Annotated in this window: 33 protein-coding genes and 2 tRNA genes; 13 read left to right on the top strand and 22 right to left on the bottom strand. The window is 65.5% G+C overall.

Translation table 11 applies throughout. The features are described from left to right. Window positions 1-41: 41 nt before the first annotated feature. Window positions 42-1,328, bottom strand: a complete 1,287-nt coding sequence (locus NX02_RS04335; protein WP_025290968.1) for a glycosyltransferase family 4 protein — start codon at window positions 1,326-1,328, stop codon at window positions 42-44. Window positions 1,329-1,397: 69 nt separating this feature from the next. Then, window positions 1,398-2,654, bottom strand: coding sequence for a nucleotide sugar dehydrogenase (locus NX02_RS04330; RefSeq protein WP_245648856.1), 1,257 nt, complete (start codon window positions 2,652-2,654; stop codon window positions 1,398-1,400). A gap of 253 nt (window positions 2,655-2,907) precedes the next feature. Between NX02_RS04330 and NX02_RS04325 the strand changes: the two genes are divergently transcribed. Continuing rightward, window positions 2,908-3,906 carry an NAD-dependent epimerase/dehydratase family protein gene (locus tag NX02_RS04325; RefSeq protein ID WP_025290966.1) on the top strand — a complete coding sequence of 333 codons (999 nt, stop codon included), beginning with the start codon at window positions 2,908-2,910 and terminating at the stop codon, window positions 3,904-3,906. A 360-nt stretch (window positions 3,907-4,266) separates the two neighbouring features. On the opposite strand, the gene NX02_RS04320 is transcribed toward NX02_RS04325, so the two are convergent. The 5 genes from NX02_RS04320 to NX02_RS32200 all read right to left on the bottom strand — a co-directional run bounded on the left by NX02_RS04320 (window position 4,267) and on the right by NX02_RS32200 (window position 8,149). Further along, entirely contained in the window at window positions 4,267-4,542 is a 276-nt protein-coding gene (locus NX02_RS04320; RefSeq protein WP_162232659.1) for a hypothetical protein, read from the bottom strand. A gap of 151 nt (window positions 4,543-4,693) precedes the next feature. Beyond that, window positions 4,694-6,058, bottom strand: coding sequence for a UDP-glucose dehydrogenase family protein (locus tag NX02_RS04315; protein WP_025290964.1), 1,365 nt, complete (start codon window positions 6,056-6,058; stop codon window positions 4,694-4,696). Window positions 6,059-6,281: 223 nt separating this feature from the next. Next, window positions 6,282-7,409: an OmpA family protein gene (locus NX02_RS04310; RefSeq protein WP_025290963.1), complete on the bottom strand. Its 1,128-nt coding sequence runs from the start codon at window positions 7,407-7,409 to the stop codon at window positions 6,282-6,284. Between the two features lie 375 nt (window positions 7,410-7,784). Further along, window positions 7,785-7,860 (bottom strand) — tRNA-Val (locus tag NX02_RS04305). Window positions 7,861-7,978: 118 nt separating this feature from the next. Continuing rightward, complete coding sequence (locus NX02_RS32200) at window positions 7,979-8,149, bottom strand: hypothetical protein (RefSeq protein WP_158013909.1); 171 nt, start codon at window positions 8,147-8,149, stop codon at window positions 7,979-7,981. A 123-nt stretch (window positions 8,150-8,272) separates the two neighbouring features. On the opposite strand from NX02_RS32200, the gene NX02_RS04300 reads away from it, so the two are divergent. The 12 genes from NX02_RS04300 to NX02_RS32185 all read left to right on the top strand — a co-directional run bounded on the left by NX02_RS04300 (window position 8,273) and on the right by NX02_RS32185 (window position 12,222). Next, complete coding sequence (locus NX02_RS04300; RefSeq protein ID WP_025290962.1) at window positions 8,273-8,800, top strand: methyltransferase domain-containing protein; 528 nt, start codon at window positions 8,273-8,275, stop codon at window positions 8,798-8,800. Continuing rightward, the gene (locus NX02_RS04295; protein WP_025290961.1) at window positions 8,797-9,621 is read left to right on the top strand and encodes a Lar family restriction alleviation protein; all 825 of its coding nucleotides are present in this window, start codon (window positions 8,797-8,799) and stop codon (window positions 9,619-9,621) included. The genes NX02_RS04300 and NX02_RS04295 overlap by 4 nt, the downstream gene beginning before the upstream one ends. Next, window positions 9,618-9,860 carry a DUF551 domain-containing protein gene (locus NX02_RS04290; protein ID WP_025290960.1) on the top strand — a complete coding sequence of 81 codons (243 nt, stop codon included), beginning with the start codon at window positions 9,618-9,620 and terminating at the stop codon, window positions 9,858-9,860. The genes NX02_RS04295 and NX02_RS04290 overlap by 4 nt, the downstream gene beginning before the upstream one ends. Then, window positions 9,857-10,078, top strand: a complete 222-nt coding sequence (locus tag NX02_RS32195) for a hypothetical protein (protein ID WP_158013908.1) — start codon at window positions 9,857-9,859, stop codon at window positions 10,076-10,078. Before NX02_RS04290 ends, NX02_RS32195 begins: the two co-directional genes overlap by 4 nt. Then, window positions 10,075-10,452, top strand: a complete 378-nt coding sequence (locus tag NX02_RS04285) for a hypothetical protein (protein WP_025290959.1) — start codon at window positions 10,075-10,077, stop codon at window positions 10,450-10,452. Before NX02_RS32195 ends, NX02_RS04285 begins: the two co-directional genes overlap by 4 nt. After that, window positions 10,449-10,571: a hypothetical protein gene (locus NX02_RS33895; protein ID WP_281178299.1), complete on the top strand. Its 123-nt coding sequence runs from the start codon at window positions 10,449-10,451 to the stop codon at window positions 10,569-10,571. Before NX02_RS04285 ends, NX02_RS33895 begins: the two co-directional genes overlap by 4 nt. Window positions 10,572-10,614: 43 nt before the next feature. Then, a complete protein-coding gene (locus NX02_RS04280) occupies window positions 10,615-10,869 on the top strand; it encodes a hypothetical protein (RefSeq protein ID WP_025290958.1) in 255 nt (84 codons plus the stop codon). Continuing rightward, window positions 10,862-11,131: a Lar family restriction alleviation protein gene (locus tag NX02_RS32190; protein WP_158013907.1), complete on the top strand. Its 270-nt coding sequence runs from the start codon at window positions 10,862-10,864 to the stop codon at window positions 11,129-11,131. Before NX02_RS04280 ends, NX02_RS32190 begins: the two co-directional genes overlap by 8 nt. Then, window positions 11,124-11,408, top strand: a complete 285-nt coding sequence (locus NX02_RS04275) for a helix-turn-helix transcriptional regulator (protein WP_025290957.1) — start codon at window positions 11,124-11,126, stop codon at window positions 11,406-11,408. The genes NX02_RS32190 and NX02_RS04275 overlap by 8 nt, the downstream gene beginning before the upstream one ends. Window positions 11,409-11,509: 101 nt before the next feature. Next, complete coding sequence (locus NX02_RS04270; RefSeq protein WP_025290956.1) at window positions 11,510-11,743, top strand: hypothetical protein; 234 nt, start codon at window positions 11,510-11,512, stop codon at window positions 11,741-11,743. Between the two features lie 114 nt (window positions 11,744-11,857). Further along, complete coding sequence (locus NX02_RS04265) at window positions 11,858-12,073, top strand: hypothetical protein (RefSeq protein ID WP_025290955.1); 216 nt, start codon at window positions 11,858-11,860, stop codon at window positions 12,071-12,073. Further along, window positions 12,070-12,222: a hypothetical protein gene (locus tag NX02_RS32185; RefSeq protein WP_158013906.1), complete on the top strand. Its 153-nt coding sequence runs from the start codon at window positions 12,070-12,072 to the stop codon at window positions 12,220-12,222. The genes NX02_RS04265 and NX02_RS32185 overlap by 4 nt, the downstream gene beginning before the upstream one ends. 157 nt (window positions 12,223-12,379) lie before the next feature. Here NX02_RS32185 and NX02_RS04260 read toward each other — a convergent pair. The 15 genes from NX02_RS04260 to NX02_RS04190 all read right to left on the bottom strand — a co-directional run bounded on the left by NX02_RS04260 (window position 12,380) and on the right by NX02_RS04190 (window position 25,431). Continuing rightward, window positions 12,380-12,453 (bottom strand) — tRNA-OTHER (locus tag NX02_RS04260). A 37-nt stretch (window positions 12,454-12,490) separates the two neighbouring features. Beyond that, window positions 12,491-12,937: a hypothetical protein gene (locus NX02_RS04255; RefSeq protein WP_025290954.1), complete on the bottom strand. Its 447-nt coding sequence runs from the start codon at window positions 12,935-12,937 to the stop codon at window positions 12,491-12,493. Further along, entirely contained in the window at window positions 12,937-13,473 is a 537-nt protein-coding gene (locus NX02_RS04250) for a hypothetical protein (RefSeq protein WP_025290953.1), read from the bottom strand. The genes NX02_RS04255 and NX02_RS04250 overlap by 1 nt, the downstream gene beginning before the upstream one ends. After that, window positions 13,470-13,748: a hypothetical protein gene (locus NX02_RS04245; protein WP_025290952.1), complete on the bottom strand. Its 279-nt coding sequence runs from the start codon at window positions 13,746-13,748 to the stop codon at window positions 13,470-13,472. The genes NX02_RS04250 and NX02_RS04245 overlap by 4 nt, the downstream gene beginning before the upstream one ends. Continuing rightward, complete coding sequence (locus NX02_RS04240) at window positions 13,745-14,446, bottom strand: glycosyl hydrolase 108 family protein (RefSeq protein ID WP_025290951.1); 702 nt, start codon at window positions 14,444-14,446, stop codon at window positions 13,745-13,747. Before NX02_RS04240 ends, NX02_RS04245 begins: the two co-directional genes overlap by 4 nt. Window positions 14,447-14,509: 63 nt before the next feature. Continuing rightward, window positions 14,510-14,881 carry a hypothetical protein gene (locus NX02_RS04235; protein ID WP_025290950.1) on the bottom strand — a complete coding sequence of 124 codons (372 nt, stop codon included), beginning with the start codon at window positions 14,879-14,881 and terminating at the stop codon, window positions 14,510-14,512. Window positions 14,882-14,889: 8 nt separating this feature from the next. After that, window positions 14,890-15,366, bottom strand: a complete 477-nt coding sequence (locus NX02_RS04230; protein WP_025290949.1) for a hypothetical protein — start codon at window positions 15,364-15,366, stop codon at window positions 14,890-14,892. A gap of 104 nt (window positions 15,367-15,470) precedes the next feature. Beyond that, window positions 15,471-15,737, bottom strand: coding sequence for a hypothetical protein (locus tag NX02_RS32960; protein ID WP_025290948.1), 267 nt, complete (start codon window positions 15,735-15,737; stop codon window positions 15,471-15,473). Between the two features lie 13 nt (window positions 15,738-15,750). Next, window positions 15,751-18,087, bottom strand: coding sequence for a hypothetical protein (locus NX02_RS32955; protein WP_025290947.1), 2,337 nt, complete (start codon window positions 18,085-18,087; stop codon window positions 15,751-15,753). Beyond that, window positions 18,087-18,482: a hypothetical protein gene (locus tag NX02_RS04215; protein ID WP_025290946.1), complete on the bottom strand. Its 396-nt coding sequence runs from the start codon at window positions 18,480-18,482 to the stop codon at window positions 18,087-18,089. The genes NX02_RS32955 and NX02_RS04215 overlap by 1 nt, the downstream gene beginning before the upstream one ends. Window positions 18,483-18,527: 45 nt before the next feature. Beyond that, window positions 18,528-20,681, bottom strand: coding sequence for a phage tail protein (locus NX02_RS04210; RefSeq protein WP_025290945.1), 2,154 nt, complete (start codon window positions 20,679-20,681; stop codon window positions 18,528-18,530). Then, window positions 20,681-21,070, bottom strand: coding sequence for a DUF6950 family protein (locus NX02_RS04205; protein WP_025290944.1), 390 nt, complete (start codon window positions 21,068-21,070; stop codon window positions 20,681-20,683). The genes NX02_RS04210 and NX02_RS04205 overlap by 1 nt, the downstream gene beginning before the upstream one ends. Before the next feature lie 10 nt (window positions 21,071-21,080). After that, window positions 21,081-21,665, bottom strand: coding sequence for a hypothetical protein (locus NX02_RS04200; RefSeq protein WP_025290943.1), 585 nt, complete (start codon window positions 21,663-21,665; stop codon window positions 21,081-21,083). Beyond that, entirely contained in the window at window positions 21,662-22,309 is a 648-nt protein-coding gene (locus NX02_RS04195; protein ID WP_025290942.1) for a hypothetical protein, read from the bottom strand. The genes NX02_RS04200 and NX02_RS04195 overlap by 4 nt, the downstream gene beginning before the upstream one ends. Further along, the gene (locus NX02_RS04190; RefSeq protein ID WP_158013905.1) at window positions 22,309-25,431 is read right to left on the bottom strand and encodes a phage tail tape measure protein; all 3,123 of its coding nucleotides are present in this window, start codon (window positions 25,429-25,431) and stop codon (window positions 22,309-22,311) included. Before NX02_RS04190 ends, NX02_RS04195 begins: the two co-directional genes overlap by 1 nt. Window positions 25,432-25,460 lie beyond the last annotated feature (29 nt).

Below are 25,460 nucleotides of genomic sequence, written 5' to 3'. Positions count from 1 at the left end.
TCGTCCCGCCCGACACGGGAATGAAAACGCCGCAGCGCCCCCTACTTCCGCAGCACCCGCTGGTACGCGGCGATCAGCGGCTCGATCTGGCGCGACCAGTCCAGTTCCTTTTCGACGCGGTTGCGGCCGAAGGCGCCCATTTCGGCGCGCTTGGCGGGGTCGTCGAGCAGGCCGAGGATCTTTTCGGCCATGTCGACCGGATCGTTCGCCTTCGCATAGAGCGAGGCCTGCTGCGCGCTGAACTTGCCCTCGGCCACGTCGAACTGAACGATGGCCTTCTCCATCGCCATATATTCCATGATCTTGTTCATGGTCGACTTGTCGTTCATCGGGTTGACCCGATCGGGGTTCACGCAGACGTCCGCGGTGCAGAGCACCTCGAACAGATCCTGGTCGGGCGCGCGGCCGGTGAAGGTGACGTGATCGGACAGGCCCATCTCGGCGGCCATCGCCTGCAGCCCCTTGAGGCTGGGGCCACCGCCGACGAGGCAGAACTGCACGTCGTCGCGCTTCTTGTCGTAGACGATGTGGCGCGCGGATTCGAGCAGCAGGTCGATGCCCTCCTGGTCGCCCATCACGCCGACATAGCCGACCATGAAGCGCCGCCCCTTCTTCCACGCCGGGTTGACCGGCACCGCGCGGACGCGGGTGAGATCGGGCCCCGAGCGGACGACGAACACATCCTCGGGCTTCTTGCCGCCACGCTCGATGGCGATGCGGCGATAGCTTTCGTTGGTGGCGATCGACACGCGCGCCGCCTTGAAGGTGAGCTTTTCGAACAGCACCATCAGCTTCCAGAAGAAGCCGCGCTTGTCGAACTTCGCCTCGTAAAGCTCCGGGTTGATGTCATGATGGTCGAACAGGTAGCGCACGCCGAACAGGCGCAGCGGCAGCGACACCAGAAAGATCAGGTCGGGCGGGTTGCAGCCGTGGATCACGTCGATCCCGCCCTTGAAGAAGATCTTCCAGGCGTAGACCGTTTCCCAGAACAGCGCGGCGCCATATTCGGCGAGATAGCCCATCGCGCCCGAGGCATCGAGCGGCAGCGGGTGCCGGTAGATCTCGATGCCGTCCAGCGTCTCGCGCCGCGCCTCATGCCCCTTGCCGGTGGGGCAGATGATCGAGACATGCGCGCCCGCCGCCTTGAGCGTGCGCGCTTCCTGCCACACGCGCCGGTCGAACGGCACCGGCAGGTTTTCCACCACGATCAGCACCCGCTTGCCGGCGAGCGGCTTGGTATCGAGCAGCGGGGACGAGAAGGGCTGAGCGTGCGATGGCGCCGCCATCGCGGCATCGCCACCGATCTTCTTCAGAGCGTTCGTAGCCATCGGTCAGCCTTCCTTCGTTCGTTCGGGCGCGCGTTCGTTCGTTCGGGCGCGGCGGTCAGGCGCGTGGGTTCAGGCGATCGCGTCGATGTCGACGAGGATGCCGGCATCCACCGTCAACGATTTGATCGTGCGGTTGGCTGCGATCGCCAGATCCCAGCGCGTGCCCTCGGCCACGTCCTTGGTCACCAGCAGCTTGCGCAGCGACGGCAGGTTGGAGTGGGCATAGCCGAGGTTCTGGCCGATCAGCCGCTCCGCCTCGATCGCCGGATCGTAGATCGACAGCTCATAGCCGCTTTCCAGCAGCTTGCGCGCCAGATCGACGTTGGGGCTCTCGCGCAGATCGTCCGTCTCCGCCTTGAACGCGAGCCCGACAAGCAGGATCTTCGAGCCCCTGGGCACCAGCTTCATCACGCGATCGGCATGGAAATGCTTGTGCGCGTCGTTGGAGCGCATCAGCATGTCGACCAGCGGGGTGTTGGCGCCGAGTTCCGCCGAGATATATTGCAGCGCGCGGACGTCCTTCGGCAGGCAGGAGCCGCCGAACGCGCCGCCGGGGCGCGTATAGTAGGACGACAGGTTGAGCTTGGTGTCCGACTTGAAGATCGCGTGGACCTGCTGGGCGCTGATGCCCTGCAGCGCGCAGACGCGGCCGACCTCGTTGGCGAACGCCACCTTCACCGCGTGCCAGGTGTTGTCGACGAACTTGGTGATCTCCGCCTCGCGATAGCGGACGTGGAAGGTCGTCGCCTCGATGCCGGCGTGGAGGCCTTCCATCGCTTCGTTGGGCGCGCCATCCTCGGTGCCGATGACGATCTTCGGCGGCTCGAAATAATCCTTGATCGCGCTCGATTCGCGCAGGAATTCCGGATTGTAGACGAGCTGGACGAGATCCTTCCAGCCATCGCCCAGCGCCGCCGCGACGATCGGTGCGATCAGCGTTTCGGTGGTGCCGGGACGCATCGTGGAGCGATAGGCGATGGTCAGCGGCGTGGCGCGATCCGCCTTCAGCGCCTGGGCGATCTGGGTGGTGACCTGCGCGACATAGGACATGTCGTGCGCGCCGGTGATGCCGCTCGGCGTGCCGACGCAGACGATCGCGATGTCCGCGGCGTCGAGCGCGTCGCCGATGGTGGTGCGCGCCTCGAGCAGCCCCTTGGCGCGCGCCTCGGCGATCAGCTCATCGAGGCCCGGCTCGGTGATCGGCGACTTGCCGGCATTCAGCGCGTCGACCTTCGACTGCGAGACGTCGATGCCGGTGACATGGTGGCCCTGGCTGGCAATGCAGCCAGCCGCCGTGCAACCCACATATCCGAGGCCAAGAATCACGATCCGCAAGGGTGTTGCTCCGTCAATGTTGCGGCGCAATGCCGTACCGCATCAGTGCGGATGGGCAAGGCGCCAAGGGCAGGATGCGTTTCACTCCGCCTAAGTGGCGGCAATCAGGCTGTTCTGGTGGTTGCGACCCCGCAACGGCCATAAAATAATCCCAGGGGAGTTTTCAACATGATAACCGACCGCCGCTGGAGTCGCGAGAGAAATTGTGCGGCGCAGCAAAATTGTGATGAAGGATGCTGCGTCCATGGCGTTTCTGGTTACCGGCGCCGCCGGCTTCATCGGCCATCATGTCGCATCGCGCCTGCTGGCGCGAGGCGAACGGGTGATCGGGATCGACAATCTGAACCCTTATTACGCCGTGTCGCTCAAGCGCGACCGGCTGGCGGACCTGACCGCCCGGTTCGGCGACGCATTTCGCTTCGTCGGGACCGACTTCACCGACGAGGTGGCGCTGGAGACGGCGGTGGCCGGCGCCGAGATCGAGGGCATCGTCCATCTCGGCGCACAGGCGGGCGTGCGCCATTCGCTGGAGGATCCGCGCGCCTATGTCCGCGCCAATGTGATGGGCCACCTCAACCTGCTGGAACTGGCGCGCGCGCGGCGGCCACGGCACATGGTCTACGCCTCCTCCTCTTCGGTCTATGGCGGCAATGCCAGGCTGCCCTTCAGTGTCGCCGACCGCGCCGACAACCCCGTCTCGCTCTACGCCGCCACCAAGCGCGCGGACGAGCTGATGAGCGAGAGCTATGCGCACCTCTATCGCCTGCCGTTGACCGGGCTGCGCTTCTTCACCGTCTATGGCCCCTGGGGCCGGCCGGACATGGCGATATGGATCTTCACCAGCGCGATCCTGGCCGGCCGCCCGATCCGGGTGAGCAATGGCGGGCGCGTCCAGCGCGACTTCACCTATATCGACGATATCGTCGCCGGCGTGATCGCCTGCCTCGATTCGCCGCCGCCCGACGATGGCGCGCCCAAGCCCGGCGGCAGCCAGGCGCCGCATCGCATCTACAATGTCGGCAACCACCGCGCCGAGCCGCTCGACGAGGTGATTGCGCTGATCGAGCGAAGCTGCGGCCGCAGCGCGATCCGCGAGGCGGTGCCGCTGCCGCCGGGCGACGTCGCCGCGACCTTCGCCGACATCGAGACGATCCGCGCCGACCATGGCTATCAGCCCACCACGACCATCGCGGAGGGTGTGCCGCGGTTCGTGGACTGGTTCCGGGCGTATCACGGGGTGTGAGGACGAGGCGGCAAACAGATCGTCGCCCCGGCCGTGAGCCAGGGCCCGGCTTCTCCCGAGGTTTCTGGCGGCGGCCGCGCGTGCCGTAGCCGCGACATCGGCCGCATCCGAGCAAGCGCAGCGTGGTGGAGGGGCCATTGCCGGCGCGGCCCGCGCACACGCTTCGATCAGCGCACCTCAAGGTCGGCGCCCGCCGCCCCGCCCTTTGCCGCGCGAATGGAATGGTCACGCTCATGCCGCAGAGCGCCAGGGGGAGGAGCGGGCTGATTCGCGCCGAGTCGCGACGCCCTTGACGACAAACGAAAAATGGCGACCCTTTCGGGCCGCCATTCTCTAAATCAAGCCGGTAGGACTGAAAGATCAGTCGCTGGTCGGCTCATCATCATCATCGTCGGCAGCGATCACGATCGCCGTAACCACCAGACCGAGAGCGACAACGCCCATGATCACGCCCGAAGTGGCCTTGCTGGCTTCGTTCAGGAAAGTACCCTTGCGCGCGTTGGCCTTGGCGCCGCTGAGCGCCTTCGCCGACAGCGCCGAGCTGGACGCACGCACCGACTGACCCGCAGCCATCACCGGGGTGGCCGTAAGCGCGAGAACAGCCGCAATCGCGGTGGAGATCCTACCAATACCCATGTTTCACTCCCTCATGACTTCGTGTGCCGTGCTCGATTGATGCTGCAATGCCATACATGAATTGATTACGCAAGTGTCATATCGCAGTGCAGCAGAGATTCAGGCGACCAACGGTTATGCACGACTCAGGTTCCGTTTCTCCGCCGTCCTATTACCCTGTCGCCGCGTCCTCCGCCATCTTTGGTTGCACTGCGGCAAAATCCCCCGAAACCGCGCTGCGGCCGACCGACGTGTAGGAGAATCCCGCCGCCAGTGCTTCCTCGGGGGGATAGATGTTGCGCAGATCGACGAGAATCGGCAACGCCATCAGCCGGGCAACGCGCTTGAGATCGAGCGCGCGGAACAGGTCCCACTCGGTGACGATCACCAGCGCGTCCGCGCCCTCCGCGGCGGCATAGGGATCGCCCACCAGCGTGACGTCCGGCAGCATCGGCCGTGCGGCCTCCATCCCTTCAGGATCGAAGGCGCGCACCTCCGCGCCGCCATCGAGCAGGGTCTGGACGATCGCCAGCGCCGGCGCATCGCGCATGTCATCGGTGTTGGGCTTGAAGGTGAGGCCGAGCACGCCGATGCGCTTACCGCGCACGTCGCCGCCCGCGGCCTGGATCACCTTGCGCCCCATCGCGCGCTTGCGCTGTTCGTTGACCTGCACCACCGCCTCGACGATGCGCATCGGGCTTTCATGATCCTCGGCGGTCTTGAGCAGCGCCAGCGTATCCTTGGGGAAGCAGGAGCCGCCGAAGCCCGGGCCGGCGTGGAGGAATTTGGGGCCGATCCGATTGTCGAGCCCGATGCCGCGCGCGACATCCTTCACATCGGCATCGACCTGCTCGCACAGGTCGGCGATCTCGTTGATGAAGGTGATCTTGGTCGCGAGGAAGGCGTTCGCGGCATATTTGATCAGCTCGGCGGTGCGGCGTGCGGTGAACAGCAGCGGCGCCTCGTTGAGGTAGAGCGGGCGATAGATTGCGCGCATCACCGCGCGGGCACGTTCATCGGTGGTGCCGATGACGATGCGGTCGGGGCGCTTGAAGTCGCCGATCGCCGCGCCTTCGCGCAGGAATTCCGGATTCGAGACGACCGCGGCCTCGATATCCGGCGCGACGTCGCGCAGGATCCGCTCGACCTGGTCCCCGGTGCCGACGGGCACGGTGGATTTGGTGACGACCACTGTCGGGCCGGTCAGCGCCGCCCCGATCTCCCGCGTGGCGGCGAACACATAGCTGAGGTCGGCATGGCCATCGCCGCGGCGCGACGGCGTGCCCACCGCGATGAAGATCGCGTCCGCATCGGCAACCGCCGCCGGCAGATCGAGCGAGAAGGACAGCCGCCCCGTCTCGACATTCGATTTCACGAGCTGGGCGAGGCCCGGCTCGTAGATCGGCATCCGGTTGGCTTCGAGATCGGCGATCTTGCCGGCATCCTTGTCCACGCAGATCACGTCATGGCCGAAGTCGGCCAGGCACGCCCCCGAAACCAGGCCGACATATCCGGCCCCGATCATCACGATCTTCACGTTCGCTGCCTTTTCGCTCTTGCTGGAACGGCCGCCCCATGGCGCGGCGCCGCGGCGCTGGCAACCTCTGTTCGACCGCGCCGTCGCACGGGATAGCCCGCGCGGCGCCGCGCCCCTGCCCTGCCCGCCCGCCCCCGCCGGGCGCGGACAAGAAAAAGGGGAGCCGGTCTGACGACCGACTCCCCGATTTTCCAGCCCCGAACCCGAAGGTTCAGGCGCGGCATTACATGCCGGCGCCGGGCCCGTAGGTGATTTCCACACGACGGTTCTGCAGTTCGCGAACACCGTCGGCAGTCTCGACGCGCGGACGGCTCTCGCCGAAGGCCTGCGTCGTGATGACGCCACCCGCGATGCCACGCGATTCGAGGTAGGCACGGACCGAAGCGTTGCGACGCTCCGACAGGCCCACATTGTACCTGGCCGAGCCCGAGCGGTCGGCGTGACCGGCGAGCATGACCTGCGCCTGGCCGCAATTGCCATAAGCGGTGACGGCGTTGTCGAGGATCGACGCCGCTTCCGGCGTGATGTCCGACTTGTCCCACTCGAAGAACACAATGTACGGCCCCGGGGTGCATTCGACGACCGGCGGCGGCGGCGGCGGCGGGGTTTCTACCGGCGGCGGCGGCGGAGCGGGCTCCGGCGGCGGCGGCGGCGGCGGGGTCGGCGCGCCGAAGTTGTAGATGAAGCTGCCGAGGAGGCTGTGCGAGCGGAACCTGCTGCTCACATCGCGACCCAGGCGGTCCACCATGTCGACATTGTCGACGTTGAAGAAGCGGTACTTCAGGCCGACGTCCAGGTTTTCGGTGATCGGCGCGCGGATGCCCGCGATGACCTGCCACGCGAAACCGGTATCGGAATCGTCGAGGAACGGTCCGCCTTCCGACGTCTGGACGGTCACCCCGTCATACTTCACGCGGGCCACACCGGCACCGCCGCCGACATAACCGGCGAGGCCATCTTCCTCACCGCCGAAGTCGAGCAGGCCGTTGACCATGAAGCTGAGCGCCGACAGCGTGCCGACAGCACCTTCGAAGTCGCCGTTGACCAGCGTTCCGGAGTTGCCGCGCGGGATACCGGCGGTCGAGGTCAGGCTGTCGATGCTGGCACGCTTGTAGGCGACTTCCGCTTCAGCGCGGAACATGCCGAAGTCGTAGCCGATGATGCCATCGGCATCGTAGCCATATTTGGAGTCGATGGTTGCGCCGTTATCGACCGCGCCGATATCGAGATCGATATCTTCGACGATCATAGCACCAGCTTCGACGCCGATGTACCACGCATCGTCCCGCGCCATTGCGGGCGAGGCGAGCGCAGTCGATGCCAATGCCATCGCGATGGCAAGGTTCCGCATAGAAGTCCCCTTTCACAGTGTCACTCGGACAGCGAAAACCCACTACCTCTCAGGAGGTTTCAACGCAAGCGCACAAAAAGGTGAAACTGTTGCAACAATGTCGCAGTTCGGTCGTTTCGGCGGCGCTTGAAGCATTGTTCGGCAGGGATCGTTACGGAAGTATCGCCGTTCCCGCTCGCCAGGCGTTTTCCTCGGCACGGCGTGACATTCCGGCATCACCGGGCCGGGGTGCGTCGCTGCTTGCGACATTCTTCACCGCCCCGCATCATATCGCTCCGAAGCGGATCATTCTGCGGGTGGCGCGGACATCACGGCGCGGCGACCACGGCGTCGCCGGCACATGTCGATCGGATCGTCGCCGATATGGGAAGCCGCTGGTGGGCGCTGACGGGCTCGAACCGCCGACCCTCTCGGTGTAAACGAGATGCTCTACCAACTGAGCTAAGCGCCCCTACTCGGGAAACCGCGCTTTTACGGGCTTTTTGGGGCCGGTCAACCAGACGCTTCGGAACAGAGCGGCAACACGTGGAATGCTCCGGGACAACGATCCCCGGAAAAATCCCGGACACTCACCGCGCCTCTTTTTCGCGCTTGCGGCGGGCGCGCTCGATCGCTTCGTCGATCGCTGCGCGCAGAAACTCCGCTTTCGGCATATCGCCCCGAGCCGCGTCGATCCGCTCTTTCGTCCCGCGCTTCACGAGGAACGCTAGCTGTTCGTCGAACTCTTTCGGGCGCGTCATGCGCCGGGATGTAGCCGGAACATTTCCGCTAGTCGAATCTGCAGTTTCCACTAGTGCTTTCCTCTTGCAATCCGCTAGTGGTTATGTCACTTACCCGCTAGTGGATAAGGAGGCAAGTCTCTGATGGCGTATTGGGACACCCCCGGCGCGAGCGACGAATGGTACACGCCGCCGCATGTCTTCGAAGCGCTCGGTTGCCGGTTCGACATGGACGTTGCCGCACCGCGCCTCATCCCGTCATGGATCGGCGACCGCCTGATACCGACCAGCCCAAAAGGCGGGCGCCGCTGGCTCTGGGAAAATAGTCTCGAGCGAGAGTGGCATGGCTTCATCTGGATGAACCCGCCGTTTGGCGGCCGCAATGCGCTGGCCCCGTGGCTCGATAAATTCTTCGCACATGGCGACGGCATCGCGCTGACGCCGGACCGCACGTCCGCGCCGTGGTTTTGGGATGCATGGGCGAAGGCTGATGCTGTCCTGTTCACGCGCAAGCTCCGGTTCCTCCGGCCTGACGGGAGCGAGGGCGCCTCGCCGTCCAATGGAACTGCTCTTTGGGCCGCAGGCGACAAAGCGCAGCGCGCACTCGAAAACGCCGAGCTGAATGGGCTCGGCATTTTGGCTCAACCTATTCGCGCCATGGAGGCCGCATGACCGCCCCCCAGACAGCCGCGGGCCAATCGCCCATCACCTGGGGCCCCGAGATCCCTGTGTCCGGACGGCCGGGGTGGCTGACCCACGACATTCCGGTGTTCTTTCAGGACAAGGATGGCGAATGCGGTAACGGAGGTCGTTTCTTCCCGCCTAACGTCGACTGGCCGTCCTGCCAGTGGATCCGCCTGCCCGCCTCGCATTGGGCGAACACCGTCTTCGCGTACAACGCCGCTCATCCAGACGAGCAGCCTTTTGTGCCTTGGTCGGGCGGAGCGGGTGCGCCGGTCGAGGGCGATGTCGAGGTCATGCTTCGAGATGGCCCTTTATCGGGCAATGACGTGTCACGCTATCGGTGGGGGCATGTAGGCTCCGGCACCGACATAATCGCCTACCGCCCCCGCCTCGCCAAGCCCGAAGCCGCGGGGGAGGAACTGCTGCCTTGCCCGTTCTGTGGACGCAAGCCCTGCCTTGATGGAGAGCGCGGCGTCTGGACCGTTATGTGTGTCAGCACGGAGTGCGGAGAGCATATCACCAAGCACCGTATGAGCCGGGAAGGAGCTGTCTCCGACTGGAACCGGCGTGCCCCACCCCCCTCCACCTCAGTCACGATCGAACGGATGAGCGAGCAGGAAGCGCTGGCCTTATGGAATCCGCCTTTCGTGCATTTAGGAGGTGGCGAGCGGTTCGTGAAACTCCTCCGCCACCTCGACCTCATCGCCGATCCCGAAACCCCGCTCGACCGCTATGCCCGTGAGAAAGGGCTGAGCGAGGCGGATAAGGAATTGGTGCGGCAGGCTATCGAAGCAGGAGTTGGAAAATGAGCGAGTGGCAGGACATTGGCACCGCGCCGAAAATGCGCGAGATACTGCTGTGGGCGGACACAAGCGCTCCCAGCTTTTCCAACTGGCGCATGGCGAGCGGTTACTACAGCGATGCCCACGATGCTTGGATCTGGGGCGGCGAGGTGGTCCGCGAATGGGCGCATCCTCCCACCCACTGGATGCCGCTTCCAGAGCCTCCCACCCCGCCCACAACCACCGACGAGGGAGAGGGACGGTGAGCCGTTGGGAAGAACTGGCCAGCGACAAAGCGCTGGTCTGCCGCCGTGAGATCAACTGCGATCAGGGCGGTGCCGTCGTTCACATGGTTTTGCTGGCAGACGGCTTTCTGATCGACTGCGGCTCATCAGGCTACGGGGAGAAGCGCGCCCAAATCCTGGCTGAGATCATCAACGAGGTGGGCCCTTCGCGGCTTAGCAGAGAAGGGATGCGACCATGAATGGCGGGAATACGGTAACGCCGAAGGACCGACAGGCGGCTGCCGAGTGCGCCGTCTATTTCGAGAAGGATTTTACCTCGGGTGAGATCCTCGGCGGCCGGGCGGACGATAGTCTCCTCGTGGAAATCCTCGCCCGTCACCGCGAGGAAGCGCGCATAGCAGCGCTGCGAGAGGCGGAACAAGCGGCGTTGGATATCGCGGCCAAGCTGGAGGGCGACTATCTCCACAGTCGCTCGGTCGCCGTCGCCAATCAGAAGATTGCCGCGAACCGGGTAGCCGCCGTGATCCACGTCCTTTGGAATAAGGGTGCGCAGAAGCGGCGTGCGGCCTTCCGGGAGGCATTTCCTCACCTGTGTTCAGGAGAGAATCAATGAGCGGGATGGATCTGTTCGCGACATCGAGCGCGATCATCTCACCGTGCAGCACATACCGCTATCGGCTGGAGCGTGACGGCCCCGGCATTGGGGCTGGATCGTCGCCGGGTGCGCGGTGATGGCGGCCGCGGCCGGGCTTGAGACTTTGAATAGGAGGTTGAGTTGAGCGCGAGCCGGAAATTCGGTCACGTCATCGCGACGCCGATCCATCTGTACGGCCATGACGATGCCCGGCTGCTAGAGAAAATACTCGTCAAGGCGATGCAAGACCTCGCTGGCGACCCGCGTGAAAGAAAAGCCTTAGCGTGGTTCAACGAAGTGCAGCGCATCCGTCTGGCGGCTGAAAAGCAGTCATGGATAGGCTGGCGGAACGAAGCTGCCGACACACCCTCCAACAAGGACACCACCCATGAGTGAGACCGAGGCGCTGCGGGCGGCGCTGGAACCGTGCCCCCTGTGCGGACAGCCCGGAACATTAGGGCGAGTGCAAGCCGGGATAGAATGGTGGCAGGTGGAGTGCGAAGCCGAGCGCGGCGACGGTTGCGGGCTGGTGATCCAGCGCTCGACGCCTGAGGCCGCCATCGCCGCATGGAACCGCCGCACCATCCCCGCGCCAGATCAGTCTGCGAAAGCGTGTCGCGACATCGCCACCGCAATCAGGAGACCTGACGATGAGTGAGATCCTGGCGCCGCACCCAAGCGAGGTGATCGCGGAGGAATTGATCGCACGTGGTTGGACAGCGGACCAACTGGCGTGGCGCATGTGCGACGGCTCCGCTCATGATTTCGGCATTTGCCGGCTGTCGCTCGACTTCTACGACGCATGCGGGCCTGATGAGCCGACAATGCGAATTGGCGAGAAATCCGCCGCGAAGTTGGGAAAGGCGTTCGGCGTGTCTCCGCAATTCTTTCTAGGCCTAGAAAGCGCGTGGCTAAAATCGCGGGGCGGTTCATGATCACCCTCGCCGCAGCAGTCATCGCCTCGGGTCAGAGATTTACGGGAGAATGGGAATGAGCGAAGATTGCAAGAAAGCGGCAAGCACTGGAGGCGGCGCGAATGGCTAACTGGCGGACAGCGAACAAGCGGAAGGCGCGCAACATGCTCCGCGCCGGGCCGGTCGTGAGGTGGGCGGTCTGGTCGCATCGATACGAGGTGCGCGGCGATCCTGTAACCGTGCGGCGCGAGGAAGACGACGAGATCTATGGAAAGCGTATGCGCGAACTCCACGGCTTCGTAACGAACCATTATGGCCAGTCAATGATGGTGCCGATCGTCGAAGCGTGGCGCTAATGCGCCTCCCGCCCTTCTTCATCATCCGCCGCTACGCCCACGCCGCGCTGGCTCTCGTCGCCAGCCTGGCATGTGTCGCGTTCTGGATCGTGGATGCGGTGAAAGGAGGATAGCATGGACGAAGCTGAATTGCTCGCCGGCTGCACGATCGAGATTTGGCCGCCGCGCCAGACCGGCGGGCAGGTCGTCGGCCCCGGTCCGCAAGGCGTGAAGATCACCCACCCGAGCGGCCTGACAGCCATCTGTGAATATGGCAGAAGCCAGCACGTCAATAAGATGATCGCCACTGACATGCTGCTAGCCGCTGTGACACACCCGCGTTTCCGATGAGCGACACCCCCTCCCTGATCACCGCCCTCCAGTCCGGAGACACCAGCCCCGAGACCATAGCCAGAGTGATCGAACGATTGCGCGAGCTGGAGAAGCGGTGCGACGTGATGAAACAGCTCGCGGAGGTGTTGGTCAGGGTGGCGGGGTAGCTGCGGGCCACTACGTGCTGCTTCGTCCGGCGCCCTTCTGAAAGGTTCACTTCGGCCGGATACCCCTTACCGAGATCAGTTTCGGCAGCTACCCCATTCCGTCCTTCCGGTCATCGACCTTCGCCATGGGCGGAGGACTACCGGTCGGAGTATGCTGCGGCGAGTATGGGATTTGAACCCATGCCTGACCCGGCTCTCACCAGCGCTCTATCCAACTGAGCTAAGCCCGCCGCAGCCCCGCCCTTATGCCACATCGGCGGGAATCGGTCTAGGGCGCGAACGCCATCACATACTTGCCGATCAGCTTCCGGTGTCGCCCAACCCACTTCATCGCCTTGCTGCGTCGCTTTTTCAGTTCCAGCTCGATCTTGCCGGCATCCCAGCCCTTGAATTGAGGATAGGAACTCATCGCCGCGGCTTCGCGGGCCTCGTAGGCATTGATGTCCGCGACGCCATAGAACGTTGTCGCCACAGCCACCTCGACAGCGTGGCCCATCAATTCCAAATGCCGTGCGATCGGGCCAATTCGGGTCAGCAGCACCGGCACGAAGCCGAGCAAAAACAGCGGGATCTTGAAACCCCACTCCCATCGTTCCTGGGCGAGAATAGCGCCGGGGTATGGAGCCCCGCGACGGATCTTGATGCGAACCGGATTGTTCGCCGCATTGGGTCGGCGCATGTCGACGATGTAGGTCGGGGGAAGCCAGTGGATCATTACCTCTCTCCGTTCACGTCCACCGCCGCCTGCCGCCGGGCCCATTCCTGCAAGGCCTGAAGCTGCAGCGCCTGCTCCGTCGCGGTCAGGGCATCGGCGGCAGGAAGTCCAGCTTGCGGGGCGGCTGCATCAGATCCGCCGGCGGTAGGGGGTACGCCGGGCACTGACGGGCTTGCGCGACCGCCGGGATCGGGGCGGGACGCGGACTGCAACCGCTCGTAACGAGCACGCACAGCGGCAAGCTGAGACTGATAATCCGTCGATACGGCATCGGTGATTTCCTTCTGTTGCGTCTCCACCCGGCGCGCGTTGGCCTGGTCGGATGCTTCGGCTTCGGCGGCGGCTCGGCGATAGTTGACGACGGTCTGCGTGTGCGCCGCCTTCTCCGCGTCCCGTTCCGCCTTGACGCCCGCCAGCGTACCCCGCGTGACCAACAGCGCCACGAACAGGGCGAGCATGGGGATGGCCCACCAGAAGCGCTTGAACACGCTCCAGCCGGTCTGCGCGGCCGATGATGCGAGGATGGCTGGAATCATCCCTTCGTCTCCACATTCACATCGCCCGTCTGCGTGGTGGCGACAGGCGGGGCATGCAGCGCGGAATCGGCCGCTCGCCGCTCGCTCGGGCTGGAGTTGAACTCGTACCCGATCACCGTCCCGCCCCAGCCGAGGATGATGCCCAGCGCCAGCAGCAACGGCTCACGATTGCCGGACGGGACCTCGATAAAATAGAGCCCGCCGAGGCCAGCCAGCCCGCCGATGATGGCGAGGATGCCGATCGTGTAGCGGAAGGTGGTGCGCTCGGCGGTCATTTCCCGAACCCCGCCCAATCGCTCCACCATTTCGTTCCCGGCAAAAATGACGAAGTGCGATTGATCCAGCCCTTGAGGAAACGCGGCTGATTGATCGCGCGATAGAAGGCGTTGCGGACATCGCCCCACTGCCGCGCGCCATGTTCCTCGCCGACCTTGCCGAGCCATGCCGCATAGGCTGCCGCGGTCGCCGGGCCGAGCTTGCCGTCATCCGCCACGCCGACCATGCGCTGCAGCAGCTTGACCGCCTGCCCCGGCCCCGTCCCCCAGCCCATATCCACCACGGAGAGCGTCACGCGGTTCATGGGCAGCTTGTCGAAGCCGGGCGCCTTGAAATAGTTCGCCACGCCGATCGCGACCGCCTCGTCGCGCGTCAGGTTGGCGATGTCGGCCTTGGTGAGCGACGATGCCGGCACGTCGCGATAGACAGCCACCGCGCCGGGGGTGACGCCAAACTTGGAGCCGACCAGCGTGCCGGAGTTGCGTTTGCCGCCGGTCCAGTTGCCATTGTCGGCAGGGTCCATCGACAGCCCGCCCTCGTGCGCGTCGATAAAGCCGCCGATGAAGTCTGCGATGGTGCGGCTGGGCGTGGTCGCCTCCCACCCCAGCGCCTTGTAGATCGCCGCCAGCGTCGCCGGGCCGACCTTGCCGTCCGGGTCCACGCCGAGACGGGTCTGCAGATCCTTGATGCTCGTCATACGTCCTCCGGTAGCGGCCAAAGCGGCGCTGGTTGTTCGCGAGGGTCTTCGGGTTCGGGTTCGTCAGGCGTCATCGGGGGTGCCTCCAAGCTCGATAATTCCCATGTCCTTCGAGGACTGGCGGACCTGTGCCATCTGGCGTAGCTGGCCGGTGTAGGATCGGTCCTCCAGTTCGAAGACGCGCTTCTCCAAGCGAGAAATGCGGCCCTCATAGGCCTTGCGTTCCTCCCGCCGATCGTCGTTGATCGATGAAATGCGCTCGTCGCAGTCCTTCCGCTCACGGGCGATTTCCGCGCGAAACTCGTCGAGGCGGCCATCGGATACCTTGAGGATGGTGCGGACGCAGAACGCGTAGCCCGCCGCGCAGCCGGTGCCGAAAGCGCCTGCGACGACGCCCCCGTACGGCCCGAGAAGAAGGGACCAATCAAAGCTCATCGCTCCGCTTAGCCCCCATGAGAACGAGCCTCAGGAGCCGGGCCAACGTCACCAATGCGACGGCCCCAACGAGCAACGCCAGCTCGCGCATGTTTCACCCCCCAGAACCCCACGAGCAGCAGTTGGACCAGAAAGAAGATGTTCGTCAGGACGACGTAGAGCCACTGCCTCTCATCCGAGCTCGCCCCTACGAAGCTCAAGGATACGGCACAGCAGACGTTCAGGATCGACAGAATGATAATCGGCGCCGCCCGTGCGCCGCCCCTGCCCCGCAACGTGATCCACGCGGAGGCTGTCGTCATGCCGACGATGACCTCCGCGAAGATGTCGAGAATGACCCGCGTTTGGAACGGCCACAGCATCGCAGCGGCGTTCGCTTCCACGTAGCCGGCGAGCAATGCGAACGCGACGGGGCGTAGCGCGTCAAAGCGCCACGTCCGCCACAGCACAATCGCCACGCAGGCTCCGAAGAACGCGGCAATCATGTCAGGTCTCCCGCTTCTTCTTTCGGGTGCCCGGCTTCTGCGGGCGCGGGCTGGGCGTGGGCGTCGGAGTGGGCGTCGGGGTCGGGGTGGGTGTTCCGGGCATGTCAGTCTCCTTCCTGTGCGGCCCAGGCGGCCTTCAGCGCGCCGACCGTGATGTTGAAGATGACGCGATCGCCGAACGGCTCTGTCTCGACGCCGTCCGGCAACCATGCATCGGCCGGCCGCGAGACGCAGACATCCGTTGCATCCGGCAAGGCGAACAGCAGCTCCTCGGTTTGCTTGAACGTCGGCGCGACCGGATCGCTCACCGGGAAGTCGTCGCCCGGCTCGGCATCGGGGATGAGGTTGTCGGGATCTTGTTCGGTAGGCATGTCGGCGATCTCCTCAGGCCTGGCGGTAATCGTTGCCGTCCGGGCTGTAATAGGGCTGCATTTCCACGCTCGGTTCGCCCGCCTTCAGCGCGACGATCATACTGGCGCGGTTGACCAGATCGGCGTTGATCGTCGCGTTGTTGGCGAGGTTGTAAGGGTTGTCGCCGATCGCGGCGCGGGCGAACGCCGCGCCGGCGAAGGGCGTCCCCGCGAAATCCCACTCGATCCCCTGCTGCAGAACGCCGCCGCCGATATCGACCGGGCTCGCGTCGATCGTGAACGCCGTAGGCGCGATCGGCGAGGCGAAGGTGGATGCGGTGGCGAACTGCATGGCGCCCGCGAAATCACCCCCATAGCCGCTGTTGTTGAGCGCCAGGCTGTCGCCGCGGCCGAGGTTGAACACGCCGCGCAGGCGGCTGCTGCTGACCTTGCTGAACGCTGCGAACCACGGCCCATTGCCGTCGAACTGCTGATAGCCGCGCGCCTGCCTGTAACAGTGGCCGTTGCGCCGGCTGATCTCGGCATAGCCCAGGGCGGGCTTGTGCAGCGTGTCCAGCTTCTGGACGCCGTTGGAATAGGCGCCGAGCCCCACGCAGATGTCGGTGCGCCGCCGCGCGATATCCCATTGCAGCCGCCGAATGCGGTTATAGTTGCCGACGCCGGCCGCCCAGGCCGACGAGCACGGGACCATCAGCACGCGGAGGTCCGGAAACTCGGCGATCAGCGCCGTGTAGATCGCGAGGAACACCGTCTCGTAATCGGCGTCGGAGGTGCCGATATCCGACTGGCCGTCGATGTGGCGCAGGATGCCCGCGCCACCGGCATGCTCGATCGCGTCGCGCAGCGCGATATAGCCGGGTGTCCCCACCGTCCGCTCGATGATCGCCGTTGACGAAACGCCGCCCGAGCAGGTCGCCACGCTGGTACCCGTGAGCGCCTGCACCACCCCGGCGAACGCCGCAACGGTGGTGTCCGCGGTGATTGGCAGTTGCCGACGATAAAACGCCTCCGGCTGCATCGTCGATGGCTCGCCGTCGATCCAGAAGCTACGCGCCGGCGCCGGATACAGGCCGGCTGTTACCAGCACCTGACGGCCCTCTTGCACCCCAAGCGACTGCCCATTCACCGGGCTCACTTCGCCCGGATACTGGATCGGCCCCCACGCATCCGCGGTAGCCTCGGCATCATTCTCGTCGATCAGCCCACGGCGGCGGACGAAAAGGCGGACGCCCGTATCCTTCACCGCCAGCGAGGCGGCGTTGGAGATCGTGAACCAGCCAGACCACCAGCCATTCTCCGCGACCAGGTCGTTCACCAGCACATTGCTATGGCCGGACACCGCGACGCCGGCTGCATGGTCGAGCAACAGGTATCGGAGCGCCCTGGGCGCATCCCCCGTGTATTGCCCGCGCAGCCGCCACGTCGTCGATCCGTCCACGTTCCGGTGCACCACGCGATTCGGCGCGAATAGCGTGATGAGCGCCTGCGTCGCCGGCTTGGCGATCTGGATCCAGCGCAGCGCCTGCGCGCCGGCATTGCCGGTGATCCCGTGGTTCATCGTGAAGGGCACCCCCAGCCCGCTCACTACCACCGGCGGGCCCGCCTGCCGTCCGTTGAGGCAGACCGTCAGCGTGATCGTGCCCGGTGCCGGTTCCTCGAACCGGTGCGAGACGACGTCAAAGGCTTCGACACGCAGGTTGCCGAGCTGCTGCACACTGCTTGGCGAGCTGCTGTCGTCGATCCGAGAGATCGTGTAATTGCCGGTGTTCAGACCACCGACCACTGTCCAGGTCCCGCCGGCGCGAAACCGGTCGAGCAGCGGCGAAACCGTGACATGGTCGACCAGATAGGTGATCGGCGCGACGCCGATGATGCGGTCCACCCACACCGTCACGCTGTCCGTCGTCTTCAGTCCCCAGGCGCTGGTGCCTGTCGTGCCGCCGATGAAGCCGTCGCCCACCGAGAGGCTGTCGACCTGCGCCGCGAACCCGCTCTGCGTCAGAACGATATATCCCGGCCGGTTCTTGAGCAGGCCGGCGCCGCCGGCGAAGCTGTCATGGAACGGCGCCTCGGGCGGTACCGCCGGCAGGCCGAGCGCATCCTCGATCGCCGCGAGGCGCGGCGAGGTGTAGAGCGGGATGCTCGCCGCGGCTTCCTCGGCGTCTTCGACCGCCGCATCGATCGCAGCGAGGCCCGTCGCCAGCGCATCGGTAATTTCGCCCAGCTTGGCGCCCGCTTCCTCCGCTGCGCCCTCTGCCGCCTCCACCGCCGCGTTGATCGCCGCCGTATCCTCGGCGCTCAGCCCCGGCCCCCGCAGGCCGCGCACCTGCACTTTGCGAATGTCGGCCATTAGACGGTAACCCCCGGCTGCAGAAGGAAATCACCGAAGCCGAGCTTCTCTTCGACCGTGTCGGCATAGGTGATGATGATGTCGTGCGAGAACAGGTCGGCATCGCCCGGATCGGGCTGGTTGAGCCCGGTCGGCATGCCCTCCAACGCAGATTGCGGCGCCGATGGCATGACGCGCAGGATGCGTTGGAGCGGATCTTCCTCGGTCGGGTCGGCCAGATCCTCGAAGGTCACCGTCGGCGTCAGCAGCGCGGCGCCGGGCGCGCCGGGATAGAGGCGCACCTCCATGTCGATCGAGGTGATCGGCGGCAGCGGCGCGCCGCTGTAGATGAAATCGATGGTATCACCCCACGGGTCGACGTTCCTCGACGCCGCCAGATCGACGCGCTCGGTCATAGAATCTCCGTTCGTGAAGCGCCGCGCCCGGCGGCGCGGAGGATGTCAGGTGACGGTGGCCGTCACGGGCCCGGCGATGGCGCCGGGCACATCGTCATCGGAGAAGGGCTGCACCCACCACGAGCGCACACCCGCCGCCACGACATGATTGAAGGCCCCGTCGGCACCGAGACCGCCGCGGAGTTCGCCGGAGACGGCGACGGCGTCCTCGAAATCGGTCGTCGTGGCGGAATAGACGACCACATAGTCGAAATTGCTGGTGGTCGGGTTGCGCCACGCGATGTCCGCCTCGCCGACGCCCGGCGTGACGCTCAGGAAGGTCACCGGGCCCGGCGGCACATCCTCCGACGCATAACTCACCGGCCCCAGCACGAGCCGGTCACCGCGCTCGCCGTCGACCACATAGGAGACCGCGGCATAATAGTCGGTATCGACCGCCACGCCGGCGAGCTCCGCGCGCGTCGCGGTCTGCCCGCCCGTGGAAATTAGTGTCCAGTCGTCATCGACGTCGGGATCGGGCGCCGAACCGCTGGCAAACTCGAATATGATCGACGAGGCATAATCGTCATCGGCGGCGCCGGTGATCACCAGTGTGTTGCCGACGAGCGCGACCGACCAGGCGCCGGCGCCGGGCGCCCCGATGCCGCCCGGCACATCGGGATTCACGGCCACGCTCTTGTCGTCCAGCTCGTCGAGCGCAGCGTTCCAGTCCGCGAAGTCCGCGGAGACCTGCCGGAGCGACAGGGTGTTCCTCCATTCGCGGCCGAGCTGATCGCTCTCCACCCGCATCAGCATGGTGCCGCCGTAGCGGGCGGAGTTCCACAGCAGCCAGTCGCCATGTTCTACGCCCGCGAAGCGCGGCGGCAGCACGATCGACCGGCGCTTCCACAGCCTGCCCAACCGGCGCGCCATCTCGGCGACCCGCTGCGCCTGCGTGCCCGACGTCACCAGATCCAGCGCGGGCGTCGCCTCGCGCGGCCCCTTGTCGGCGATCACGTCAGCGGTGGAGCGGCGCACCGGCGCCCCGTGCAGCTTGTATTTCTGCGAAGGCTCGATGTAGCGGGCCGCCACGGTGTTGACCCAGTCATTGTCCGTGCGGGTCGGCACGTCGCGCCGCGTCACCTGCGTGCCGACGACGAGATCGTCATCGGTGATCGACCATACCGGCGACTTGGCGTGGCCGGGCTCAACCTCCACGCTGCCCTCGCGCTCGATCAGCACACCGCCGCACGCCGACGCGAACATCAGCTCGACGTCGACGAACTCCTGATCCGCGGACCACTGGCCGTTGGCACGATAGCGCGGCTCGGTTCCGCCAGCTTTCAGGGCGACAGGCTCATCGCAGATGTTCGCATAGAAGGCGACATGCTCGGGCGGCGCCTCCACCGCCGTGAGCCCGCGGCCGAGCAGCAGCATGTCGGGTTCGTCCACCCGGTCGCCGGCATAGATGCCGCGGGCCCAGGTGTAGCGACAGTCGATCAGGTTGTCGGACCATTCCCGCGTCTCCGGATCATCCCAGCGGTGCGCGCCGCTGCCGCCCGCCACCGTCGAATCGTCGCGCGCCGAATAGACCTGCAGGCCCTTCACCACCCACAGGAACTGCGGGCGGCCCGACGTCCACACCGGATCCTTGGCGTCGGACTTGTCGGCCTTGTAGCCGACCACGACATAGGAAACGCCGCGCCCGCGGTCGTTCGCGGTCCATGTCGGCTGTCCCGCCAGCGCGTGCCCGGCCGGGAATACCGGCGCGGTCGTCAGCACGTAGGAAGGAACCGCCTGGTCCCATGTGCCCGGTCGCCAAAAGACCTGCAGTTGCTCCTTATAGCCAGCGACCATACCATCGCCGGCGAAGGCGACATACTGATCGTTGACGTAAAATCCCTCGAGCGCCTCGCACCGATGGTCAGCAAGCGCGATAATGAGCACCGTCCAGTCAGTGCCGTACTTTCCGCCATGATTGTAAGCGTCGACCAGCGATCCCGCTACGGCGGCCTTGCCGAAAATCCCTGATCTCGCAACCTCACCAATTTGTGCCGTGGTAGGTTGTGCGCGTGGCGCCTTTTGGCCCGGCGACAAAGCAATCGCCGCTACGCTGGTCCAGAACAGGTTGCCACCCGCAAGCGCAAGTTGCGGGTTGCCAATGATAACGCCGATGCCGGCGATCGCAGCGCCGGCGATGGCGCGAACCACCTTTCCCATCAGCAAATGCTCCAGGCGAGAACCATCGCCGATCTCGGCAGGCGGACGATGCCACTCTCGCCCGGGCCTGCAAGCGTCTCGCCCTCCACCAGCACCAGGCTGATCTCGCCATCGACACGGATTGCCGCCACGTCACCGCGCAAAGCGCGCGCGGAGGCGACTGGCGTCAGCACGCTGTTGACGACCCCGTCGAGACCGCCATGGCTGCGGATCACACGCAGCGCCCCGCGTGCCGTCGCCCAGCTGATGCCCGGCAGCACGTCGCGACCAGTCTGCGCCTCAATGCCGAGCAGCACGAAGCTTCCGCAGTCGTTCCGCCGGCGCCCCCAATCGAAGGGCATCGCCTCACGTTCTGCCAGATAATGGCGAAGTGCCACCAGGTCGCGCATTCCTGCCCCCTTAGAAAGACGATCTGACGGCGGAACTGATTTTGCCTCCGAAGTAGATTTGCTTCTCTCCGGCATAAGCAGTGTGCTTGAAGAACCCATCGTTGGGATCGATCAGCCGCTGGTCGGCATCGCTGCGCATCCGGCCATTGTTGCGGCCGAGCCCGCGGGCCGCGCTCTCCACCTGCACCGTGATGGTCGATGTGCCGCCGATCGTCTCTTCCACGACGATCTCGTCGACGCGGCCGCGCTTGTAGGGCCGCACGTCGAGCAGGTTGCGGCCCGATCCGTCGAAGATCATGCGGTAGATCACGACGCCCACGCCCATGACATCTTCGGCGTCCATCAGCGCGGCCACCTCCGGATCTACACCGGAGAGCGTCAGCGTGACATTTTGTTCCGACCCGCCGATCGCGCCGCCCGTCACCTCGGCGAGGGCGCGGTCGCCGAGACCATGGAAGACGTCGTCGCCCATCTCGAACACGCCATAGCCGCCGAACACATGGGTCGGCTCGGCGCTGAAGAACGACACCGCCGCGGTCACGATCGCCTCGCCGCGCGCCATCGCCGCGACGGCGGAAACGCCGATCGTCTTCATGCGATGATGTCCTGCACGGCGGCGATGCGGCTGCCGGCGCCGACGAAGGCGAGCCCCTGATCCATCAGTTCGGTATCGTCGGTCAGGATCCGCATCAGGCACGACGGCCGATAGAGCTGCACGGTTGCCGTCGGCGGCACGACCGCATGAACCGCGGGCTCCACCGCGATCGTCACGGTACCGCCGACGCTGACCACGCCACGCTCGAGGCTGCGCACCAGCGCGCGGCGATTGTCGCCCCACTCGAAGCCGACATAGTCCCGCGGCGAGAACACCTGACCCCGCAGCAGTCCGCCGAGCGTCAGGTTGCAGGTGCCCTCGCTGTCGATCGACTGCGACCATGTCGCGGTCGTCTTCGTGTAGGGCCGCCCGTTGGCATGGAAGCGCGGTTCGGGCCGCGTCTGGTCATAGCCGAAGAACCGCTTTTGCGATCCGCGCAGGCTGTCCAGCCAGGCGGTCAGCTCGTCGTCGTCGCGGAACGCCATGTTGTTGAACGACAGCCGCATCATCCACAGCGGCCAACCCGCCGTCACCCCGCCGATGACGCCGGTGCGCTCGGGCGAGAGATAGTCCACGCGCTCGAGCGTCAGGCGACCGGCCATCCCGGTAAGTTCGGGCATCGGCCGGGGATAGGTGATCGCCATTACCAGAAGCGCCTTTCCTTGCCCTTGCTGGCGACCTGGATCACCATGCCCGGCAGGTTCTGCTCGAACTGGTCGAGCCGGGCGCTCATCGCGGTCACTGCCTCGGGGCTGGCGCCCCGGAAGTCGGCGTTGATCATGACCTGCGGCTGACGGCCCATGTCATTCGCCGGCGTCACGCTCAACATCTCGCCGCGGCTAACCCGCGCGATCGGCTTGCCGTTTATCGAGAGCGTGTTCTGGTCGATGCCAGGCAGACCCTTGATCCAGCCGCCACCGCCGCTCGCCCAGCCGGAAAGAGACCAGTTTCCCGCGGTGGCGGCGCTCGACTGCGCGATCGTCGTTGCGCTGGACGAAGCCCCGCCGCCAAAGACGGCGCCGAGCGCGCTTCCGACCCCGCTCAGGAAGCCGCCGAAGCCGCTGCCGTTGGAAGCGGCGAGGATGGCCTGCTGCGCCACGATCCGCAGCAGCATGCTGATCGTCTCGCCGAGCGCCCCATTCACACCGAGCACCTTCTGCGCGATGCCGGCAAAGCTGTCCTCGATCGCCTTCAGCCGGTTGACCGCCATTTCCTCGAGCTGTTCGTTGATCTCCCCGATCGTGCTCGGAATGTTGTCGAGATAGCTTTCGAGCGGGCCAGCCGTGTCCCGCCTGGTGCGCTCGCGCTGGTTGCGTTGGATCTCGTCGAGCTTGTCGAGACCGGCCTGCGCCTCGCTTCTTTCGCCATCATCGGTGGCATGCTTCTTGATAAATTCCAGCTGGTCGCGCTCAGCCTTCTGCTGCGCCTCCAGCATGCGCATCTCGATCTCGCGGCGCTCAGCCGCGGTTCGTGCCAGATCGAGCCGCGAGCGCAGCAGGTCCGTCTCCGCATCCACCATCGCCCGTTTGATGCGCAGCGCCTGTTCGTCGAGCTCGCGATCCCATTCGCGCGCGTGCAGCTGCGCCTGCAGCTCCCGGAGCATCGCATTGCGCAGCTTCAGTTCCTCGCCCGCCTTCGGCGTCAGTTCCTTGCGCTTGACCTTCTCGTCTATCTCGGCGTCGTACGCCTCCAGATCGTTGACGGCACGCTTCTGCGCGATGAGCAGGCGATCTTCGAGATTGGTCGCCAGCTCCTGCTGCATATCGAGGATGCGATCCTCGATGCGGCTCAACTCGTCGTCATAGTTGCGCCGGCGATCCTCATCGGTCGGCCCGCTGCGGCCCTTCTTCTTTTTCTTCTCGTCGGACGCCAGCGCCGGAACCCGCTTTTGCTCCGCCGCCGGCGACTTCGTCTGATCGGCGATATACTTTCCGACCGACGATCCGGCGCTACCGAGCCCCAGGCTCATCTTGAACCGGTTCCAAAGCTCGATCACGCGATCTACGAACTCGCCTACCGCTGTCGCGATCGGCCCGAAGGCCTCGACCAGCCACTTTTTCGTTTCGACATAGGCCGCTTGCGCGCTCTCCCCGATCACCGGAAAGCGGTTGCGGAACGCCGAAACGATGCTTTCGATGATCGCTGACGTACCCGATCCCAGCTTGCCGAACTCATCGACCAGCCACTTCTTCGCGCTCTCATAGACGCTGCGGAACTCGGCCGCCGCCGCGTCGGAAAACACGCCCAGCGTATCGATCCATCCACCGGCCACGCTGTCCACGACATCGCCGGCGCCTGTCCACGCCCGCTGCCAGTCGCCCGTCAGCAGCCCCGACACGACGTCCACCAGCCCGCCGATCGCATCGACCACATAGCCGATCGTGATCAGCACGATCTCCAGCGCTTTGATGAGCTGGCCACCCACCTCGCTCACGATCAGCGCCGTCACCGTGCCGATCACGTCCAGCAGCACCCCCAGGGCGCTGATCAGCCAGTTGAGCGCGGTGCCGACCGGACCGTTCTGCAGCTTCTCGAACACCGCGCCGAGCGAGGCGACGATCGCCTGCACCCGCGGACCCAGCGTTTCCTGCATCGTCTCCCACAACTGCTGCAGCACGGGGATCACATAGTCGCGAAACACGAGGAACGCTGAAACCGCCAATGCGATCGGCCCACCCAGTCGTCCGATCAGCACGGCGGCGCCCCGGAACACGGCTTGGACGCTCAGCAGCCGAAGCGCCAGGCCGCCGAGCGTCGTCGCCAGCGTCTGGATCGGCGCGATCAGGTAGGAAACAACCGTCCCCAGCAGGCCGAAGCTGCGCATGATCCAGCGCGCCGTGAAGAACAGCACCAGCCCCTTCACCACCACGATCAGCGGCCCCAGCGCCGCCGCGAACGCCACCACCGCCGCCACCGCCCTGTGCACGCCATCCGGCAGGTTGGTGAACCACGTCACCAGCCGCGTCATCAGCCCCACCAGCTTCTCGGCGATCGGCAGCAGGATCTTGCCGATCTTGACCCCCAGCTCGGCGAACTGGCTTTGCAGCGCGCGGACCTGGTTGGCGTAGCTGCCGGATGTCCGCGTCGCATCGCCCTGCGCCGTCACCGTGTCGCGCAGGATGATGTTCGCGCGCGCCAAGATCTTCGCCTGTTCGGAAACTTCCTTGGTCGTTTTCGCCGCGCCCATCCGCACGGCTTCCTCGGCCACCGCCGCCTCGGTCAGGAACACGCCGAAATCGCGGATCGGCTCGCTCTCGCCCTGCAGCGCCGAGCGCAGCTTCGTCAGCGCGACATCGCCCGACACGTTGTAGAAGCTGGAAAGATCCTGTGCCAGCAGCGCGAACTGCTTGGAAAGCCCCGCCGCTGCCTCTTCCGTCGGCGCCGCCACCCGGAACATCTGCTGAAAGGCGAGCGCCCCCGCCTGCATTTCCTCGGTGGCCCGGCCGATCGCGTCGCCGGTGCGAACGGCCCACGCTTCGACATCGCCCGCCATCTTGCCGAACGTATATTCGAAAGCGCTCTGCATCTCCGCCGCGTTGGACGCCGCGTTAACGGCCGCGCGCGCGGTCAGCGTCGCCGGCAGCGTGATCGCCACCGTCATACGGGTGCTTATCCGGTTGATCGAATCATTGAGCCGGGCGAACTGCGCTTCGACGCGGCCGGCGAAAGCGGCGATCGAACGCTGCGCCTGCACGAGGCCGCCGAGGAAACTGGAGCTGTCCAGACTTAGGCTGATGCGCAGCCCGCCGATCTCGGTTGTTGCCACCGGCTCTGTTCCTTCGATCTGGATGGTAC

Source organism: Sphingomonas sanxanigenens DSM 19645 = NX02, assembly GCF_000512205.2.
Lineage (GTDB): Bacteria > Pseudomonadota > Alphaproteobacteria > Sphingomonadales > Sphingomonadaceae > Sphingomonas_D > Sphingomonas_D sanxanigenens.
This window is presented reverse-complemented; position numbering and strand designations above follow the sequence as displayed.

What these genes read in the sequence shown, in the direction of transcription:
- NX02_RS04285 (WP_025290959.1), top strand. Translation starts at nt 10,075, where the DNA reads ATGAATGGCGGGAATACGGTAACGCCGAAGGACCGACAGGCGGCTGCC.
- NX02_RS04325 (WP_025290966.1), top strand. Translation starts at nt 2,908, where the DNA reads ATGGCGTTTCTGGTTACCGGCGCCGCCGGCTTCATCGGCCATCATGTC.
- NX02_RS04230 (WP_025290949.1), bottom strand. Translation starts at nt 15,366, where the DNA reads ATGATTGCCGCGTTCTTCGGAGCCTGCGTGGCGATTGTGCTGTGGCGG.
- NX02_RS32955 (WP_025290947.1), bottom strand. Translation starts at nt 18,087, where the DNA reads ATGGCCGACATTCGCAAAGTGCAGGTGCGCGGCCTGCGGGGGCCGGGG.
- NX02_RS04200 (WP_025290943.1), bottom strand. Translation starts at nt 21,665, where the DNA reads ATGAAGACGATCGGCGTTTCCGCCGTCGCGGCGATGGCGCGCGGCGAG.
- NX02_RS04215 (WP_025290946.1), bottom strand. Translation starts at nt 18,482, where the DNA reads ATGACCGAGCGCGTCGATCTGGCGGCGTCGAGGAACGTCGACCCGTGG.
- NX02_RS04210 (WP_025290945.1), bottom strand. Translation starts at nt 20,681, where the DNA reads ATGGGAAAGGTGGTTCGCGCCATCGCCGGCGCTGCGATCGCCGGCATC.
- NX02_RS04290 (WP_025290960.1), top strand. Translation starts at nt 9,618, where the DNA reads ATGAGCGAGTGGCAGGACATTGGCACCGCGCCGAAAATGCGCGAGATA.
- NX02_RS04335 (WP_025290968.1), bottom strand. Translation starts at nt 1,328, where the DNA reads ATGGCTACGAACGCTCTGAAGAAGATCGGTGGCGATGCCGCGATGGCG.
- NX02_RS32200 (WP_158013909.1), bottom strand. Translation starts at nt 8,149, where the DNA reads ATGACGCGCCCGAAAGAGTTCGACGAACAGCTAGCGTTCCTCGTGAAG.
- NX02_RS04270 (WP_025290956.1), top strand. Translation starts at nt 11,510, where the DNA reads ATGGCTAACTGGCGGACAGCGAACAAGCGGAAGGCGCGCAACATGCTC.
- NX02_RS04320 (WP_162232659.1), bottom strand. Translation starts at nt 4,542, where the DNA reads ATGGGTATTGGTAGGATCTCCACCGCGATTGCGGCTGTTCTCGCGCTT.
- NX02_RS04195 (WP_025290942.1), bottom strand. Translation starts at nt 22,309, where the DNA reads ATGGCGATCACCTATCCCCGGCCGATGCCCGAACTTACCGGGATGGCC.
- NX02_RS04265 (WP_025290955.1), top strand. Translation starts at nt 11,858, where the DNA reads ATGGACGAAGCTGAATTGCTCGCCGGCTGCACGATCGAGATTTGGCCG.
- NX02_RS04310 (WP_025290963.1), bottom strand. Translation starts at nt 7,409, where the DNA reads ATGCGGAACCTTGCCATCGCGATGGCATTGGCATCGACTGCGCTCGCC.
- NX02_RS04205 (WP_025290944.1), bottom strand. Translation starts at nt 21,070, where the DNA reads ATGCGCGACCTGGTGGCACTTCGCCATTATCTGGCAGAACGTGAGGCG.
- NX02_RS04295 (WP_025290961.1), top strand. Translation starts at nt 8,797, where the DNA reads ATGACCGCCCCCCAGACAGCCGCGGGCCAATCGCCCATCACCTGGGGC.
- NX02_RS32960 (WP_025290948.1), bottom strand. Translation starts at nt 15,737, where the DNA reads ATGCCTACCGAACAAGATCCCGACAACCTCATCCCCGATGCCGAGCCG.
- NX02_RS32190 (WP_158013907.1), top strand. Translation starts at nt 10,862, where the DNA reads ATGAGTGAGACCGAGGCGCTGCGGGCGGCGCTGGAACCGTGCCCCCTG.
- NX02_RS04255 (WP_025290954.1), bottom strand. Translation starts at nt 12,937, where the DNA reads ATGATCCACTGGCTTCCCCCGACCTACATCGTCGACATGCGCCGACCC.
- NX02_RS04245 (WP_025290952.1), bottom strand. Translation starts at nt 13,748, where the DNA reads ATGACCGCCGAGCGCACCACCTTCCGCTACACGATCGGCATCCTCGCC.
- NX02_RS04240 (WP_025290951.1), bottom strand. Translation starts at nt 14,446, where the DNA reads ATGACGAGCATCAAGGATCTGCAGACCCGTCTCGGCGTGGACCCGGAC.
- NX02_RS04235 (WP_025290950.1), bottom strand. Translation starts at nt 14,881, where the DNA reads ATGAGCTTTGATTGGTCCCTTCTTCTCGGGCCGTACGGGGGCGTCGTC.
- NX02_RS32185 (WP_158013906.1), top strand. Translation starts at nt 12,070, where the DNA reads ATGAGCGACACCCCCTCCCTGATCACCGCCCTCCAGTCCGGAGACACC.
- NX02_RS04300 (WP_025290962.1), top strand. Translation starts at nt 8,273, where the DNA reads ATGGCGTATTGGGACACCCCCGGCGCGAGCGACGAATGGTACACGCCG.
- NX02_RS04275 (WP_025290957.1), top strand. Translation starts at nt 11,124, where the DNA reads ATGAGTGAGATCCTGGCGCCGCACCCAAGCGAGGTGATCGCGGAGGAA.
- NX02_RS04250 (WP_025290953.1), bottom strand. Translation starts at nt 13,473, where the DNA reads ATGATTCCAGCCATCCTCGCATCATCGGCCGCGCAGACCGGCTGGAGC.
- NX02_RS33895 (WP_281178299.1), top strand. Translation starts at nt 10,449, where the DNA reads ATGAGCGGGATGGATCTGTTCGCGACATCGAGCGCGATCATCTCACCG.